The sequence below is a fragment of the Aporhodopirellula aestuarii genome, assembly GCF_023701485.1.
Classification (GTDB): domain Bacteria; phylum Planctomycetota; class Planctomycetia; order Pirellulales; family Pirellulaceae; genus Rhodopirellula; species Rhodopirellula aestuarii.
This window is the reverse complement of the sequence record NZ_JAMQBK010000039.1, coordinates 336,344-354,205: the sequence shown is the minus strand read 5'-3', so window position 1 is coordinate 354,205 and position 17,862 is coordinate 336,344. Positions and strand designations below refer to the sequence as shown.

The window sequence follows — 17,862 nt, the reverse complement described above, 5'->3', positions numbered from 1 at the left end:
TTTTGTTCACGCCCGATTCGCCAACTCAAGATCTCTCGGGCAGAACAATCACCTCGAGATGAAAGGAACTCTCTACCCCGATGAACGTACGCCGCAGAACAAAAAACGGCCCGAAGTGTTTCCACTCCGAGCCGCAGGGCAAATCGAGTTCACGCTCCTTGTGAGCGAGATGGGTCGACGGTCCGCCGCCAGACCTAGTACCGAACGATCGCGTCAAAAGTCCAACGATCGCGGATGATGTCTTCGAAATCCGTGAGAGGAAATTCGTAGGCCATTCCGAGTTCCATGTTGCGTTTCGGTTTGAGCTTCATACCGACGTTCTGCGTCACGACATCGTTGCCTTCGACGGCAGTGTCACCGAGATTCAACAAATCCAATCCGGAGACGCCGAACGCGCTTCCCGTATCCGCGTCGTCGGTCCAGTGCCACCATGCGTTTTCGGTGAACAGATAGACTTTGTCGTGGCAGCGAACGTCAATGTGATTGTTCCAGTGAACCGTCGTGCTTTGCACCGACTGATCGACCGGCAATTGCCATCCAAACGAGCTGAGCACGTGGGCATTGCCATCGAACAATCTCTGACCACCGGTGGCAAAGAAGTGGAACTCACCATCGCCGACCGATTGCAGGGTTTGTTCGCTACCCATCGGAATCTCATAGGTGAATCCGGCCGAAAGCAACGTTCCCGTTTTGACATTGCGAACGAGATTGTATTTCAAACCGGCTGTCACGTCGGCCCATCCCGAATCGAGCAAACCATCGAGCGCTCCTTCGCTGCTGTCGATCACATAACCATCTTTTACCGCGATCAGACTCAACCGCTCCGTCAACGCGATGCGAAATTGCAACGCAAAGAGCTGCAAACTGCCGCCCGCCGGAACACCGCCGGGGCCGAGCTGATTGGGGAACCGATGGTGCGCAAAGATCGGACGCAGCTCTGTCACGTTGCGTGGGTCCTCGAAGTGCACAAAGTCGATCATCGGGCTGATGAAGTCGTCAAAGCATTGATCGCTCTTTTGAATGCATCCGCCACAACCAAGTTTTTGCGCAAAGCTATCGAGCTTTGGCAAACAGGACTCGGCACATCCGGCGGCATCGCAGCACGCGAGGGAATCGCATCCGACGTTCCCGCAATCACACTGCGTCACACATGGATCATCGCAACACACGTCATCGCAGCAAGAAGATGATTCGCCGCAGCAATCACCTAACCACGCTCCGCTCGCCTGAACGCTCGCACCAATCCCACTGAAAAGTCCACACACCAGCGTCGCAAGCAATAAACCTCTTCGATAAGTCCGTGTCACCGTTGAATCTCCTGTTCCGTTATTGGTGATTACCGTCTCGCCGACGGTCCGCCCGGCGAGGGACGTACCACAACGCAGGCTTACAGGTGCCGTCATCGTGTGATTGGGAGGTGTGCTCGTTGAGTTCTTCGTGTCCCCTTTATCAACCGTTCGATCGTTATACATTCGCAGCGACGCAATCCATCGGAGTTCAAAAATGTGCGATCACGTCACATCCTCCCTTCATCTCGTTTCGAGATGAGCATGCCTCGCACACCGATCACACGTACACTTCAAGTGCACACCCGAATGAGGCCGGGAGCACATTGAGACAAGTTTTCGATTCGTGGTCAAACACGTCGGCACAACCCTCATGGGCATTAAAAACGCTCGCTGACGCGGGATCTCGGACTGGCAATTTAGGCAATTTAAAACGGCTATTCCATTTTTTCTAAAGAATCCGAGTGCAACGGCCGATGTAACGAGAACATGGGATTCACTCGCTTTCATCGACCGATTTTCTCGCTCTGCTGGCTCTGCCTGTGGTCGTGCGTTTGCATCTGCTCGACCGGCTGCTTAGCGCTCGGAATCCCCAGCGAACGTCTCCATGACCCCGCCGATCGTGGCGGATTGTTGGGCGATTGGAATAGCGACGTCCCCTACGGCCCGACAGAAATCGGCCAAGAACTCGTGCATGAAGGTGTCGTGCTGGTCACGCCAGACGACGGGCTGTTCTGCTCCGAGGTCTCGCCCCTGGACGTCAGTCCCAAGACCGGGTGCGCGATCAAGCCGAAGGAAAAAGCACCCGAGGTGCCTTGGCCGCGCTTCCATCCCGTCCCCACTCGGCCTGTATTCGGCTCGCCTCTGTAGTTGAGCCCGTCCAGCGGTGTGCAGCGGCTCAGGCCCTGCTCAGCCGCCAACGTTCGCAATCAGCGCAGATAGTTTGGGAATGAGGATTCGCAGCCCTCGCGATCGATGACTGATCGCCCGTTTTACCGCCAAGTCGAGTTCACCGAACGTGCGGTGGTACTCACGAATGATGAACAACGGGTCATAACCAAAACCGGCCGCACCAGACAACGACTCGCCAATCCGCCCGCGACAAATCCCCGACGCGGTTAATCGGACCTGCCCCTCGGGATCGGACAAACACAAATGACAGTTGAACTGCGCGTCCCGTTTTTCAGCGGGCAACCCCTTCAATTCGTCGAGCAGTTTCTCGTTGTTCGCGGCGTCGTTGCCGTGCTCACCGGCGTAACGTGCGGAATAAACTCCCGGCGCACCCTTGAGCGCGTCGACCGTTAACCCGCTGTCCTCGGCAAGCACCCAGCGTCCCAGATGCAAGGCTTGCTCGGTCGCTTTCTTGGCCGCGTTTTCAGCGAACGTGGTGCCGTCTTCGACCACATCGATCGAGCCTTTGATGTCTGCAAGCGTAGTCAGCCGAGCCATTCCGGCGGGCATCATCATTTGCAGTTCCACCAACTTCTTGGCGTTGTTCGTTCCGAGCACTAAATCAAACATGTTTCATTCAACGTAAGAGAAAACCATTCTACGATGACGGCCACTTGGCGATCGAACCGGCCGTCGCCGGCGTTCACCACCAGTCTCCATCATCGGTAACCGGTCGCACCGGACAGCACATCGAATCGAGAGCCGACGCCATCTCACCAACCGCCCACTCGAGATCATCCACCTCCAGGCGATATTCAGGCCATCGCCAACCAGACGGCCACATCCGGTGCGGCGCCGGCCAGCGAGTTTGCTCCGTAGTTCGCTCGATCCTGGCGATCAAACGCGGCAGGGCCAGCGAACAGGCCGACTCCTCCTTTGCCGCACTCCGTTCGTCATCGCGATCACCCATGTTCTCACGCGGTGACTGGTTATCGCGGAGTGATCGGGGCACCGTCGGTGAAACCCAAGGCAGCGCGTCGTTCCACGGCCGTTCGGTCAACAACGCATCGGCGATGGGAACCCCGGTAGCCACGGCATCGGCATCGATGATTTGAATCGAATGCTCTGCGGCCAATCGTTCGCAAATCGTACGTCGCAGCGATTCATCACCGCCGGCGAGAGCCATCGACGGCGGGGCGGCATCCAGGTGAACGGCCAAATCGGCGATCGTCCACCCAAACCGTGGGTCACAAAAGTCAGCAGCCACGTCACAGGCGGGCACGACAACGAATTTCCGTGCGGTATAGCGAGGATGGGGCACCACGAGTGCGCCCGCCGAGCCGACCGGCCCGCGTCCGCCAATCAATCCTCGCCGCCCGGCCGGTGCCTCGCCGCACAATCGCCCATGCAATACCACATCGAGATCGATCGACCTCGCTCCCCAACGATCATTCCGCTCTCGCCCGAGCTGCTGTTCGGCGTGTTGCAACACGTCGAGCACCTCGGCGGCGGAAGCCTCTGTCGCAAACGCGGCGACGGCATTGAGAAATGGTGACTGCCCGCCTGGGCCACCGATCGGCGGCGTTTCAAACAATCGGCTCGCCCGCAATCCTGCCCGCGGTGATGTCGTTGGGCAATCCAACGGGCGCGCGACCACGCCAGACTGATCGACCAACCTCGCCGCTCGGGCGACGACGGTATCGCGATCGCCCAAATTGGATCCAAAACTGATAAGGCAATGCGTCGGCATGCGTCAAAGATTAACCGTCTCACAACGGACGCTACAGGGGGCCGGGACGGATTCCGAAGGCGGACTCGATCTCAATCATCACGCCGGTTCCGACGCCCACCGGCCGCTACGCCGTTTCGCGAGCGTTGGCTGCCACACTGCTCAGACGGCCACGGCGCTGCGCCGCGGTGTACCGCTGATCGGCCGGAACCGGAGCACCCGCTGCGGCACTTCCGCCGCCTCTTCGGTGTTCTCGACGACAGTCTCACCTGCATCCTCACCGTTGCTCCACCACCGCGGGTCGCCCGACTCATACAGAACCGCGTTCCCAGCCGTAGGGTCGGCGACATCTTCTCCGGACGCGACATTCCACGCATGAAACAACAGCGAAGCGGCGTTCTTGTTGTTGAAGTCTCGCTTGCTACTCGGCGGGGTCAGGATATACAGACCTTGGCGGGAACGAGTCATCGCCACGTACAGCAAACACAACGCTTCGGTCATCCGCGCCGTCACATTGGAGCCAAACGTCCGCTGCCAACGCTCCGGCAAATAATGCCATTGTTTTTCGCTGACGCTGCGACTCATCCCCGCCGGTGGTTGGCCGAGATCCGGCAAATCGGCGATGCACTGAGGCGGCTGCCCGATCAGCTCTTTGTGAATCTCTGGCAAAAAGACTGCATCGAATTCGAGCCCCTTGGATTGGTGAACCGTCATCACTCGCACCGCCGCGGCCCGCGGACGCTGGACCCGTTTCACATTCACCAGATCGACAAAATCTCTCAAACGCGACCGTGCGGTTTCTCGATACAAGGTGGCCAATTCGACGAGTTGATGCAGTCGGATTCCATCGCGTGCATCGCAGGCAGGACGCAGTGACTCGCTGAGAAAAATCACCGTCTCGGCGAGCCCACGGTCGTCGATCATTTCTCGCAAAAGGTTCGCCGCCGCGTCGACCGGATCCGAATCGGCGAGAGGGAGATGGTCAGCCAACGGGGAATGGGCGATATGAAAGCGCCAACGGCCGTCGCCCGGATGCTCGACCATCATCAACGCCGACATCACCCATCGCACGGGTACGGAATCCGTCAACGGATTGCCCCCCTCAGCACTGACGTCCACTCCAAGCGTCTCCAATCGATCGATCAACATCGCCACCGTCGCATTGGTCCGCGTCAACACACCGATCGTCAAATGAGGTGCCGATTGATGCAAGGTTTGAATCTGCGTCGCGGTCTCGTCCATCAGCGCAGCGGTGATTTCTTTGGCCGTCGGTTTGACCGGCTTCGCATCCGGGTTTTCGGGATCCACCTTGGGCGGAACGAGTGGACCGGTGGCAAAACGAACGAAACCCGGCAGTTTCTTCGCTGCCGTGTGCGTCGGGAACTTTTTGGCAAACCTCTGCAGAGCGATCGACTCGTAGACGGACTTATCCGACGGGTCGTTGAACTCGGGCGGCTCCGCTAAGGGATGCCGCGTTAAGTTTTGAAACGCTAACGTGACGCCGTCGAGAACAACGTGAGAACTTCGGAAACTCTCGTCCTGCGACCGACTGACGATCCCTTCGACCTGCCGATCAACGGCGTCGAAGATTTCCGCCACGCCACCCCGCCAACCGTAAATCGCTTGTTTGGTATCCCCCACACAAAAAAACGATTGGCTTCGTCGAGGATCAACCGCCCGCACATTGGCAGCACCGTTTTCGGCCCCGTCGCCCTGCGGCTCAGGTGTGGAAACAACCGATTGGGCGAGAACCTTGAGTACCTGCCACTGCACCGGAGCCGTGTCCTGAAACTCATCGAGCAACAGATGGTCGATTTTGGAATCAAGACGGTTCTGAATCGTCGCCGCATCGAGGTTGCGGAAGACACTCGCCAACCGAACCGAAATGTCATCAAACGCGAACGCACGCTGAGCTTGCTTGACTTCGTTGATTGCCCCGTCGTAGTAGACCGCCACACTGCCAGTGGCCTGGTTTTGGCTTCTCAACAACGACAGCGATTCACACTGAACGGACTGATACAGAACGTCGAAATCGCTATCCAATTCGGGTGGAAACTTGCTGCGTCCGTATTTGACCTCTTCATCGGCCACGCGTGATTTGTGAATATTCTTGAGAAGCGTTTGCTCGACGAGCGGACCGAAGTCGCGAGCGTCGAGGTGATCGGCCATCTTCTCGAGCAGCTCTCGCAAGGATTTCTGTTTGATTTCAGCCATCCGAAACGAACCCGACGCTGCGGTGATGCGCGGCGACTCCGGCCGGCTAGGCACCGTGATCTGATCCCAGGCTTCGACGCCGGCCTGCCGCGACATCGCATACGTCGTCTCGACAACCTGAATCAACTCGCGAGCGATATTGCGTTTCACGTCACCACGGCCGAGCATCGAGATCAGCGACTCGATCTCAGACGAATGCAGCGAATCGATCATGTTGCCGACGGCGAGTTGGCGAAGCCAAACCTCTTCGACTTCGTCGGTGAGTCGCCACCCCGGCGGCAGCTCTAACTCAAACGGCAACGCGCGGGCGAGTTGCGAAAACAGACTGTCGAGCGTGCAAATGCGAAGACGGTGGATGTTCCGCAACAAACGATGAAACAAATCGCCACAAACGCGGCGCGGCAATCCAGGCAATCCGACCTGTTGCCGGAGCGCATCGAGAGCCTTGGGGTTTTCCGGATCCGCCGCCGTGCCGAGCGTGACGAGCACACGCGTGAGAATTTCGCCTGCCGCCTTGCGCGTAAACGTCGTAGCCAGCACCGATTCCGGCGGCGCACCGGTCAACAAGATTTTCAACAACCTCGCAGTCAACTGATAGGTTTTGCCCGTACCCGCCGAAGCACGCACGAGCGTCGGCTCGAACGCGCTACGCAACAGTTCTGGCGACAACATTTCCCGTTCGAGCAACAACTCATCAAACGCATCGTTGGCATCGTCATCGACGAACACGAACTCCACGTTCTCCGTTTTCGCCACAGCTGCTTTCCGTCCGCTCATCGTGTCACCTCGTTACCGCTGAACTCATCTTCGTCGTCGACCGCGATCGTCGTGGTGGCTTCGTTGAACATCATTTCATAGTCGTCGTATTCAACGCCGGCTTCGTTGGGTTCGAAATGACAATTGCGGATCTGCCGCACACAGTGATGAATCAGTTCATCCGCTTGAGCGAACTGGGCTTCGGTGAACGTCGCCACATTGACCTTCGTTTCAGCATCTTTCTCGGCCACGTTGAAATATCCCAACTCCACATCAACGGGATCCGCGGGAATCCCGAGATCGGGGATAAAACGTCGGTACAACGGGAGTTGCAAATCGACCCACGTCGTCGAACCATCAGGCAGCTTTTTGAGATGTTTCTTTTCAGGAAGATGCCCGTGCGTTTTGTAATCGAGGATCGCCCATCGATTCGTTTCGGGGTGGAAGTCGATGCGATCAAACCGGCCACGGAGTCCGGTGAATTGGCCATCGAGCAGAATGCCGGTGGGTTTCTTCGGCTTTCTTGTTTTCCGGTCGATGTCAAGTTCGTCGACGGATGCCTCCACCGCGTGAATCCGCCAACCTTGAGCAATCCTTTCGGCCTGGCGCAACGCCACCGTCTTCAATCGTCGTTCCGCTTGACGCACCTGCAAAGCAACCGTCGATGCCGTGTTGGTTCCATAACGTTCTTCGGCGAAGCGATGCAATTGCTCGATCAACTCCGCTTCAATCACGGTCGGATCGGACTCGTCTTTGGCGTCGCTTTCGCCAAAGTATTCAAGTGCACCGTGCACCAAATCGCCAAACTGATTGGCCGCGAGTTCGAGCGCCGAATCGTCGAGCGGCCGCAACCGGAGCACGTACCGGAGATAGAACCGATATGGGCACGCCAGATACGCCGAGAACGCGGTAACACTCAAAGTCTCGATCGTCCGACCGGGCTGCGGCGGTGGAGGACGAAAATAATCCATGCGTTCGGTCTTACTTTGATCAAGGCTAGCAACCGAACTCGAATCAAGAACGACTTGTACGGACGGGCGATGCCCGGTCAGTAATCCACACACACGACGGGCTGCATCGTCCGCCGTCGCCGCCGCCAACAAGCGACTGGGCGGTGTCGGAGAACCGTCTGCGGAATGCGTGCCGACGAGAAAGCGGGTTTGTTCGCGACCACATAGCATCTGCTGCATCGCATGAACGTCGCGGGCGTACCGACGATCATTGATCCGCTGATTGAGCGACTTCTGCAACGACGACGGCAAAAACGGATCACCCGATGACGCTTCGGGCACGAACGGATGATTCAGCCCGCACAATACGAGCGCGGGTGCGTCATCGAGCACCAAGTCGAGCCAACCGAGGATTTCAATTTTGTCGGGCGCCGGCGTATCGGGCAAATTGATCTCGGCGATGCGTGCGGATAACAACTCGATCGCGGTGATCGAATCGACGGGTGTATCGAGAGGCACGCTGAGTTCCTCAAAACCATGCAGAGTTTGACACGCCGCTTCGATCGCTTTGGACGTGCGACTGGGCTCGCCGCACGTGCCCTTGGCGTCCTGCTCGTCGGCCTGAGGAAAAACACGCGTCAGCATCTCCGCAAGAACCTTGCTCCATTTGCGGATCGTTTGGCGTTTCTGGCTTAACGGCGTGAGCCACTCTTCGACGCAATCTCGAATTTCGCCGGCGAGCTTAGATTCAAACCTCACCGTCGGCAGCGGCTGATCGACGCTGCGGGGAAACGCTTCGGACATCAACTGGTCCAACGTCGTCAACCAATTCGGCTTCGATTTCTTCGAATCGTCTTCGCTAGCGGCGGCACGGAAATAATCCTCGATCATCGCGTAAACCGCCGCATGCCTGACCAAGGCCGCGAGGGATCGCCACGTACGCCGCTGTCGATAGGTGACGATCAAGTCGATCAGTCGACCGACCGATGTTTCCGATACGGTCCATCCGAGATGTCGATATGTGTCCACTTTTAACAAGCGGCACTGATTCTCGATCGGTTCGATTTGCGATTCATCCGTCACCCCGATCGTGATCGCATCGACGCTATAAGTTTCACCGAACTCAGCCAACACTTCGCTGACACAGTGAGACTGATCTTCGATGCCCGCGGCGGGAATCAATTGGTCATCACGGACGGGCAGGACGTGGTCTTTCCATTTCTCGGGAACGAGACATCCCAGCGAATCGAAATGATTTGCCATCTCATCGGGCGCGGCCACGAGTGACGTGACGGGCGTTTCGATTTGCGACAGCATCACCTTGACCATCTCGGGCAGATCCGAGGCGCCGATGAGGACGAGAGGGCGTAATGCGCGGCAGCGTTTGTCAGCGATTGCGTCGAGCGCCGCGGCGTTCGGATCGCAGCGTTCGGCGGCCTTGAGTTCGGCCAAATAATCGTGGTGAACCTGTAACAAAAACTCCCAGCGTCGTCGCTCAGAATGGTTTTCGACTTTGCCCGCCACATCGGAAAACGTCCAATTCTCCGCCGACGTCTTGGTCCACAACCTCCGCGCGGTCGTCGCCAGATCGAGCCAACCCGTGGTCGCGTCAGCCTCGGGAAGGCGGGGAACGAGCGTTTGCAAACTCGCCGGTTCGGAAGCGGCCAAGACACGAGCCCACGCGAGCGTCTGTTCAAAATCTGACGCCCATTCGGCGGGCCGACGATACAACAAACTCGGCAGCCGACCGACGAGATAAAACCGTGGCGGACGATATGCAGCCCCGGCGGCTTGGGCGGCCATCCGCAGCTTTTCTTGCAACCGCGTAACGGCCCGACTCGATGGCAAAACAACGTCGAGCGAGCTCAGATCGATCATCAGTGCCGACGCGTCACCCGCCGGCATTTCAACAGCATCCGCGTCGCCGGCTTCGTCGTCCGCATCGAGCTGATCGGCGAGTAGCGGCATCGCTTCAGCGTCACGATTCGTCGAATCGCATTGCCCAGCGTTTTCAATCAACCACTTCGTTGCGACTTGCAACAACGGCGTGTCCCAACCGCAGAAGATTCGTTGACACTGCGATCGGGTTTTCGCACGACGCCCGCGCCCGCCCGTCTTTGTTTTTGTGACCAATTGGAAACTCCCTCGCCCTGGTTACCAACACTGCCAATCCAACTGTCTCGCATCGGCCCCGGTGCCAACACTCAATCTCACATGTCGAGACACACCCACACGCTGCTTGGTTCAGCGTTGAACACGGGCGCCTCGCACGCCTTGCTTCCGATACTTATTCGGATTGTCGGCTTTGCCGGTGATCTCGTAAAGGAAACGGCTCGGCTGAGTCGGACGCGGCTTACCCCATTTGCGACGGGTCAACGCCAGCGACATCGTCAACGTTTCCTGGGCACGCGTGATCCCGACGTAGCACAACCGCCGCTCTTCGGCGATGTCTTCCTCGCGCCCACTCTTGACGCTGCGGCTGTGTGGCAGAAAACCGTCTTCCATCCCGACCATGTAAACGACCGGAAATTCGAGACCCTTGGCCGCGTGCATCGTTAACAGCCACACGGCGTTCTTCATCGCGAGCTTATCCTTCTCGCTGCCCATCTCACGTCCCGACAAAGCGATATCGCTCAGGAAACCGGACAGTTCTGGCTTTTCACTCTTGTCTTGGTAGGCGGCAATCGCGTTGGTGAATTCACCAATCGAGGCCATCCGAGCTTCGCGTTCATCGGGTTGATCGTACAACTTTGTGATCTCGTCCGCGTAGCCGGTTCGCTGCATCAACGTTTCCATCGCATCGACGAGTGAGTCATTCTCGGCTCGCGATTGGACGTCAGCACAAAGCTGACGGAGTTGTTCAATGCCGCGTTTTGCTGCCGGCGGTAAGTCTTCCGTGGCGGCGTTGTTTTGCATCACCTGCCAAATCGGAACGCCGCGCTGGACGGCGCGTTCGATCAACAGCTTCGTGGTCTTGTTGCTCAGCCCTCGCGCGGGCGTGTTGATCACTCGCAGCAACGAGATCTCATCGTCCGGCTGATCGATCCACTTTAAGTACGCGATCAAGTCTCGAACTTCACGGCGATCAAAAAACGATTGGCTACCGAGCATCACGTAGGGCACATCTGCTTTGCGAAGTTCGGTTTCGAACAACCGCGGTTGCTCGTTGGTGCGGAACAGAATCGCGATGTCGCGGGGTTGGACATGGACGTTGTCGATCAGGTGCCGGATCTCACGCACGACAACCTCGGCTTCCGTCGTTTCGTCTTTATGCTGGACGATTCGCGGACGTTTGCCCACCGGACGGTCGGGCTTGAGGATTTTGTCGTGCCGTTCGGTGTTAAACGCGATCAACCGATTAGCCATTTCGAGGATCGCGCCGGTGGAGCGATAGTTATCCTCGAGCCACACGATCTTGGCGTCCGGCCAGTCTTTCGAGAAGCTCAGAATGTGGGTCACGTCGGCACCGCGCCACGCGTAGATCGACTGATCATCGTCACCGACGACGCAAAAGTTACGGTGCTCTTTGGTCAGTGCTTGCGTGATCCGGTACTGGCTGCCGTTGGTGTCCTGATACTCATCCACCAAAACGTGATCGTACTTTGCCGCTTCGACCTCACGCACTTCCTCGTGCTGGGTGAGCAGGACCTCGGTGTGCAATAGGAGATCGTCGAAGTCCATCGCGCCACGTGCCCGCAATGCGTTCTGATAGCGACGGTATCCGGCGGCGGCAAAGTGTTCTTTGTCGGTGCTGGCATGACCGATGGCTTGGTCGGGCGTGATCGATTCGTTTTTCCACGAACCGATAATCGACAGCATGTCCGAAGGCTTCAAAGCCGTGTTGGGCAACCGCAACTCGCGGAGCACGGCACGGGCCAGCGATTCTTGATCGCTGCGATCGTAGATCGTGAACTTCTTTGGAAACCCGAGCACGTTGGCGTGTTCGCGAAGAATGCGGACACACTGGGAGTGGAACGTGCTGATCGTGGGTTTGGGTGGAGCAGGCTCACCTTTGCGGCGGCGTTTTTTGCCGTGGCCGAGCAATTCGCCCACGCGTTCCTGCATCTCACCGGCGGCTTTGTTGGTGAACGTCACCGCGAGAATCCGCTCCGGCGCGACGCCGTGCTTAATCAGGTTCGCAATGCGAAACGTCACCACACGGGTTTTTCCGGTTCCCGCACCGGCCAACACCAACAGCGGCCCCGACAATGTCTGGACCGCTTCGGCTTGCGGAGGGTTGAGCCCCTCAACGCTGAATCCATTCAATAGTAGATGCTCAGGCGACGTCGACGTTGATGCGACGACCTTCACGGTCGAAACGGACCTTGCCCGCGACCAGTGCGAACAGCGTGTAGTCATTACCCATTCCGACGCCCTTTCCGGGGTGGAATTTCGTGCCAACCTGGCGGACGAGAATGCTACCTGGTTGAACCGCTTCGCCACCGAAACGCTTCACTCCACGACGTTGTGCGTTGCTGTCGCGACCGTTGCGGCTACTGCCCTGACCCTTTTTGTGTGCCATTGTCTCTTCGCTTGCTAATCTCGAAACCGGCACCATGGCCGGTCGTTGAGTTGATGGGGGAAGCGTCACCCTAGAGCGACGCGTAGATGTTCGATGTGAGAGGGGAGAAAGTTACCGGAACACCCACCGGTAATCAAGCCGTTTATCGAGACCATATTTTTTCAGCACGTAGGATTGGTCCTCTTCGTTCTCATAGGCGGGGACCCCAAACCGCACGCGGTCGGAAATTTGGTCCATCGAATCGCCCGGACGGTAGAAATTCAGCATCAGAGCCTTTCGCCGATAGGGGGCGTCGACACCCTCCCCGTCCTGTTCAAAGGCGTTGGTCAGACCGAAAACATTGACGGAAAAGAAATCCAGCCGCGGATCGACATCGACCCAAGTGGCCACGCCCCAAACACCCGGCGCGTCCTCGTCTTTGGTTCGCGGGATTTTCACCCGTGAGATTTCGACGTTGTTATACAGCGGAGCCGTGATTTGCTCGCGAATCGCGATCCGATCGACCGCCGTCGGCAAAATCCGATCGACAAACTGTTTCCCCGATTCGTGGTCTTCGAGCACCATCATCGGGAACACCCGACGTGAGTTGTAGCTGACCGATTCAATCCTGCGGTAAATGGGTTGGTTCAGATCATCGGCCGCCGGACGCATGTCTCCACCGCGGTAACGCACCCGGTAAACCATGTACTGGACCAGTTTTCGCTGCATCCGGCCGTCCGGACGTGGGATATCGAGGTAAATCTGACGCAGCGGCTTGAAGGAAAATTCGAAGCTGTAGATTTCTCGGCGGAGGATCACCTGTTTGAGCATTTCCTGCAGCGTGCGGCTGCGGGGATCAAAATGCGGCTTGCCACCCTCGTGATTCCCAGTGTTTTCCCACTGAATCTCAGGGTGGGCGTCAATCATGGACTGCAGCGTCAGAGGTCCGTCGAAGGTCTCCTTCGGATCCGGAGCTGGTGGGATGACGGTGACCACACCGGGGGCAAACTGCGTCTGCACCTGACTCGACGCATCCGCGCGGGCCTCTTGGGCGGTGACGGTGGAATTCGAGAGTATCGAGGTCAGACCGATCGCCAGCGTGAGGGTGAGTGTCTTCACGCGGATGAGGCGTCCAAATCGAAGACGATTTGGACATTCGTTGCCAGATATTTGCATGGGTTTCGTCAAGAATAGCGTTCGAGTGAGTTGTCGACCGGAAGCGAGGACACATTCGTATGAGACGCATAGCCTGACAAAACGGATCGGGAGGCTCGCGGCGACACCTCCCGTACCACCGACGAAACGGTCTTATCGTCGTTTCACGTCACTCGGCGAAAGCACCTCTGCGGTCGACGCCACCGATTCTACTTCGTCAGTTGAATCGACGAGTGATAAATCGCGTTTTTCACCGGTTTTCGTGGTATCAGAATCGTTTTGGGCCGTCTGGCTCGCTCGGTCGAGCAATCGCATCGAGGCGGCGAGCTGAATATCCGATCCCGCCAGCCGCGGAACACTCTCGCCATCCATCGTCCACGTGGCCAAAACGCGGTTTCGGGTGTTGTCGCTGATGTGCAGCATAATCCACTGGATCGGAACCCCTTCAACGCGCCCCCCTGCGACCACCCGCAGCAACCGCAAGCCGCCGTCCGTCATCCCCTCGTGGCTCTCGATCAGTTCGCCAAAGCGATTGCCGAGGGTCTTGCGGACGTCATTCTCAAACGCCGCGAGTGTCCACTGCTGGCCTTCGGGCAATCGGGGCAACGGCCGCAAATTCAACTGAGCGATCGACTCATCATTTTCGATCATCCGCAGGACCGACTCACCGGGGACGTCCTGCATCATCCGCCAACGGCGGTCCATCAAACCTTCCACACCCACGTGTTTGCTTGAAATGGCGACGAGCAAGCGTTCCGGTGGTGGCGGCTCGTCGAATGCAATCTCGGCCGGGGTGACGGGCAGCAATTGCACGCGGGCAAGCGGCTTACGAACCATGCGAACCGTCGCGGTGACGTCAAATCCGGGTGCCGCTTTGCCGATTTCCCGTGTTTCGTGGATCGCAACGGCCGCCCATGACACGACACCGGCTTTGCGATCGAGCGTCAGTTTTCCGATCACCTGCAGTCGGGTAGGCACGCCCGACACCGAGCCGTCGATCTTGCCACGCATTTGCAGCTTCGCTTCTGACGCATCCGCTGAAACCAATTCGATCTCGACGTCGTTTTGCGCGACCGCGGAAAGATTGAAGAACGAAGCGATGTCTCGCGATGGAATGGGGGTCTTCTCGCCGATCCGCATCATCTGCTGAGGCACCAGGCGGTCGACGGCGACGCTGGAGATCGGAGCCCGGAGCAAATCGATTTCGCTGTGCGTCAAGTAATCGCTGTCGGAATAAATCGTCTCGGGTAATTGGTCACGCCGTGCGATCACGTCAGCGACGTTACCTCGCAGCTCTGTTTTCTGGTCCGTGCGGCTTAAGCGGCTAGTTTCGACCGCATCGTGAAAATGCCGCTCGACGGCAATCACCTCGGATTCTTTGGTCGCCCCCTCGGGACGAAGAAAGCGTTCTTCGTAGTCGAGATTCAGATCCGCCGTGATCGGCAGCATCTTTTTCTTGCCATCCGGTAACAGCGGGTCTTCCACCAGGACCACGTTCCCTTTGACATCCATCTGCATCCGCACGCGGAAGAGGTCGTGGTCGTTGGAAATCGCCAGCCGTGTTTCCCCGGTCCCGGCGGCATTGGCCGGAGTCGCCGGCAGCAGCCCGCCGGCGGCACACGCGCCGGCGATCACCGACGTCAAAAATCCTCGTCGAGAGGCCGCAGCACTTGGGACCGGGTCGGTTGCGGTTTGGGTGACCGCCCCCCCGCTAACGAGAGTTCGACGGACTAGGCTTTCACTCACCGGGCGATGGCTCATAGGGACAAACTCAAACTTCGAAAAAGCGAATCGAAACACCTTCAAAAACGGCAAAAGAATGCCGCTCCTCCGTCAGAATCGGCAGGAACCCGTCAAGCGATTGAATGGTTGTCCGGGAATTGCCCATATTCTCGTTTTGAGACGGCTAAAGTTGCAAAGTGATTGTAAAAGTGACAATTCCGCATTCATGAACAGGACACTTGGTCGCGATTCAGAAATATTTCTTGGACCGAAAACTCCGCAATTTACGGGACACTTCCGAAGTCAAGACTTGATAATTTGGCGGTATTGTTCTTTTTGGCCTGAAATTTTCACTAGTGGTTCCCGTCCAATTGGGTGCCGCCAGAAGGGGCAATCGTTTGGGGACCAGAAAGATGACTCTGCCAATCAAGCTGCAAGACGAAACGAACGTCGTCCGTTTCCGACCAGGTAATTCAGGTAAGCAGGAATCTTTGGAACCAACGATTTTCGGGAAATTTGAGCATTTCGCTGAACTCTCCCGCCACTTCAACGGTCACCATGAAGACAGAGATCCCCGTCAACGTCGAGAATTTCGGGCACGCAACAAAGGTAGCGTGTCGGGGTTAGATCAAGACAGGATCCGATTTCGCGCGGCATGGAGCCGCACGAAAACACTTGACTCGTTTGGTAGACTTTCGGCCATCGATTGGCCGTCATTTTGCCTGTGAGTCAGCACCCTAAATCGCCTTATGGATTAGGCGATCCCCGGGCAAATCAGATTATCGTGTCGGCGACCCGCCGGGGTTGCAAGGAAAATCGGACACGCACGATCACGCACTGGGAACTAGAGACAATGCATACCAGCTATCGTCACGTCGGATTGATCGAACTACGCGACCAACTCACTCGATTCGCACCTCGTAACAAGAAAATCGAACAAGGACTGCTGGCAGAAAAACTGCTCAGCGAACTCGTACCCGATCGCGATTACGTGATCGACTACGTTTGCTTCCGGATCACGAACTACCGCCCCGAATCGAAGCTACGTCAAACGATTCGATCGGAGGACTTGCAGCATGACCTGCGTCTTTTGATCGAGGACCTCGCTGATTCGGCAGATATCGATTCCCAATCCGCTGGAGAGCGGGTTCATACGGTGAACGATCTGGCGAAGCAATTCCGGGTCTCCACGAAAACAATCAGTCGCTGGCGCGAAGCCGGTCTGGTCAGCCGCAAATTTCTGTTCGGCAAACGCAAACGCGTTGGATTCCTGCACAGCAGCGTGGAGCGATTTATCGCGGCCAACCGTGACAAAGTCCGTCGTGGCGAACGGTTTAGCCAGCTCAGCAGCGACGAGAAGACGGAAATGATCGAACGGGCTCGGCAATTGGCCGAGGGCGGCGCGAGTCTCTCTGAAGTGACGGTGCAATTGGCCCAGCAAATGAGCCGTTCACCTGAAACGATCCGCTACACGCTGAAGAACTTCGACGCCCAGAATCAAAAACTGGCCATTTTCCCGCATCACCGCGAATCGTTGACCGAAGAGGACAAACGCGTCGTCGCTCAGTTGCATTCGCACGGTGCCACGATTCCTCAGTTATGCAAACGTTTCAAACGGACCCGTTCGAGCATTCGCCGCATCCTCGACGAAGTGCGGATGCAACAATTGGCCGAACTGCCGCTCGATCACATCTACAACGAAGACTTCGAGGACGTCAGTCGCGAAGCGGAATATCTTGCCGAAATGCCGGAAGCCTCGGCTGCTCGCAAAGTACGTCCGCCCGCGGATCTGCCTAGCTACCTCGCCGCACTTTACGACGTGGCGTTGTTGACCCGCGAACAGGAAGGTCATTTGTTCCGCAAAATGAATTACCTCAAGCATCGTGCCGGGGTGTTGCGTGACGAACTGATCGCCAGCGGCCAAAGCAACAGCGAAACGATGGACAAAATCCAATCGCTGTACGAAGACGCTGTGCGGGTGAAGAACAAAATCGTCCAAGCGAACCTGCGATTGGTGGTTTCGATCGCCAAACGTCACGTTGCCAGCACCGAAGATTTCTTCTCGCTGATCAGCGACGGGAACATGTCGTTGATCCGCGCGGTCGAGAAGTTCGACTACTCGCGTGGCAACAAGTTCAGCACGTACGCCACGTGGGCGATCATGAAGAACTTCGCACGCACGATTCCGAAGGAATTCCGTCATCGCGACCGCTTCCGCACCAGTGGCGAAGAAGTGTTTGTCGGTCATCAAGACGAACGTCTCGACCCATACACCGAAGAAACCGTGCAGCGTCAGCGTCAACGCGAACTGGCCCGGATCCTCGATCGTTTGGATGAACGCGAGCAAAAGATCATCTCGGCTCGCTTCGGTCTGCAACGCGGTGCTGAACCGCTGACGCTTAAAGAGGTCGGAGCGGAGATGGGCGTCACAAAAGAACGCGTCCGTCAACTCGAAGCTCGCGCCCTCAGCAAACTGCGAGACGCAGCGCGAGAAGCGAAAATCGATGTCGAATTGGGAGCCGGTTGATACGTGAACACAGAGGGAGGTTTGGGGAGCGTGACCGCCGAATGAGGCGTCAACCACCGAATCCACTCAGACTGCGTAAACTACGTCATTAACGCGATCAAACTCGCATATTGAGCCAGCAAATTAGGGCA

11 protein-coding genes are annotated in these 17,862 nt (G+C 57.4%); 2 read left to right on the top strand and 9 right to left on the bottom strand.

The window, feature by feature from the left end; genetic code table 11:
• Window positions 1-194 precede the first annotated feature (194 nt).
• Window positions 195-1,403: a hypothetical protein gene (locus tag NB063_RS15530; RefSeq protein WP_250929647.1), complete on the bottom strand. Its 1,209-nt coding sequence runs from the start codon at window positions 1,401-1,403 to the stop codon at window positions 195-197.
• 372 nt (window positions 1,404-1,775) lie between these two features.
• Here NB063_RS15530 and NB063_RS15525 point away from each other — a divergent pair, with 372 nt between their 5' ends.
• Complete coding sequence (locus tag NB063_RS15525) at window positions 1,776-2,156, top strand: hypothetical protein (protein WP_250929646.1); 381 nt, start codon at window positions 1,776-1,778, stop codon at window positions 2,154-2,156.
• A gap of 39 nt (window positions 2,157-2,195) precedes the next feature.
• Here the strand turns inward: NB063_RS15525 and rdgB are convergent, their stop codons facing one another.
• The 8 genes from rdgB to NB063_RS15485 all read right to left on the bottom strand — a co-directional run bounded on the left by rdgB (window position 2,196) and on the right by NB063_RS15485 (window position 15,243).
• Window positions 2,196-2,807: an RdgB/HAM1 family non-canonical purine NTP pyrophosphatase gene (rdgB, locus tag NB063_RS15520; RefSeq protein ID WP_250929645.1), complete on the bottom strand. Its 612-nt coding sequence runs from the start codon at window positions 2,805-2,807 to the stop codon at window positions 2,196-2,198.
• Between the two features lie 73 nt (window positions 2,808-2,880).
• Complete coding sequence (folK, locus tag NB063_RS15515) at window positions 2,881-3,927, bottom strand: 2-amino-4-hydroxy-6-hydroxymethyldihydropteridine diphosphokinase (protein WP_250929644.1); 1,047 nt, start codon at window positions 3,925-3,927, stop codon at window positions 2,881-2,883.
• A 141-nt stretch (window positions 3,928-4,068) separates the two neighbouring features.
• Window positions 4,069-6,897 (bottom strand): UvrD-helicase domain-containing protein, encoded by a 2,829-nt coding sequence (locus NB063_RS15510; RefSeq protein WP_250929643.1) that lies wholly within the window; start codon window positions 6,895-6,897, stop codon window positions 4,069-4,071.
• On the bottom strand, window positions 6,894-9,959 hold the full coding sequence (locus NB063_RS15505; RefSeq protein ID WP_250929642.1) for a PD-(D/E)XK nuclease family protein: 3,066 nt from the start codon (window positions 9,957-9,959) through the stop codon (window positions 6,894-6,896). Before NB063_RS15505 ends, NB063_RS15510 begins: the two co-directional genes overlap by 4 nt.
• A gap of 111 nt (window positions 9,960-10,070) precedes the next feature.
• A complete protein-coding gene (locus tag NB063_RS15500) occupies window positions 10,071-12,092 on the bottom strand; it encodes an ATP-dependent helicase (protein ID WP_250929641.1) in 2,022 nt (673 codons plus the stop codon).
• A 10-nt stretch (window positions 12,093-12,102) separates the two neighbouring features.
• On the bottom strand, window positions 12,103-12,348 hold the full coding sequence (rpmA, locus tag NB063_RS15495) for a 50S ribosomal protein L27 (RefSeq protein WP_250929640.1): 246 nt from the start codon (window positions 12,346-12,348) through the stop codon (window positions 12,103-12,105).
• 111 nt (window positions 12,349-12,459) lie between these two features.
• A complete protein-coding gene (locus NB063_RS15490; RefSeq protein ID WP_250929639.1) occupies window positions 12,460-13,446 on the bottom strand; it encodes a hypothetical protein in 987 nt (328 codons plus the stop codon).
• A 189-nt stretch (window positions 13,447-13,635) separates the two neighbouring features.
• The gene (locus NB063_RS15485; RefSeq protein ID WP_250929638.1) at window positions 13,636-15,243 is read right to left on the bottom strand and encodes a hypothetical protein; all 1,608 of its coding nucleotides are present in this window, start codon (window positions 15,241-15,243) and stop codon (window positions 13,636-13,638) included.
• Window positions 15,244-16,057: 814 nt separating this feature from the next.
• Between NB063_RS15485 and NB063_RS15480 the strand changes: the two genes are divergently transcribed.
• A complete protein-coding gene (locus NB063_RS15480) occupies window positions 16,058-17,731 on the top strand; it encodes a sigma-70 family RNA polymerase sigma factor (protein ID WP_250929637.1) in 1,674 nt (557 codons plus the stop codon).
• The last annotated feature ends 131 nt before the right edge of the window (window positions 17,732-17,862 follow it).

Coding starts and splice junctions, on each gene's coding strand:
- NB063_RS15530 (WP_250929647.1), bottom strand. CDS start 1,403: ATGACGGCACCTGTAAGCCTGCGTTGTGGTACGTCCCTCGCCGGGCGG.
- NB063_RS15525 (WP_250929646.1), top strand. CDS start 1,776: ATGGGATTCACTCGCTTTCATCGACCGATTTTCTCGCTCTGCTGGCTC.
- rdgB (WP_250929645.1), bottom strand. CDS start 2,807: ATGTTTGATTTAGTGCTCGGAACGAACAACGCCAAGAAGTTGGTGGAA.
- folK (WP_250929644.1), bottom strand. CDS start 3,927: ATGCCGACGCATTGCCTTATCAGTTTTGGATCCAATTTGGGCGATCGC.
- NB063_RS15510 (WP_250929643.1), bottom strand. CDS start 6,897: ATGAGCGGACGGAAAGCAGCTGTGGCGAAAACGGAGAACGTGGAGTTC.
- rpmA (WP_250929640.1), bottom strand. CDS start 12,348: ATGGCACACAAAAAGGGTCAGGGCAGTAGCCGCAACGGTCGCGACAGC.
- NB063_RS15485 (WP_250929638.1), bottom strand. CDS start 15,243: ATGAGCCATCGCCCGGTGAGTGAAAGCCTAGTCCGTCGAACTCTCGTT.
- NB063_RS15480 (WP_250929637.1), top strand. CDS start 16,058: ATGCATACCAGCTATCGTCACGTCGGATTGATCGAACTACGCGACCAA.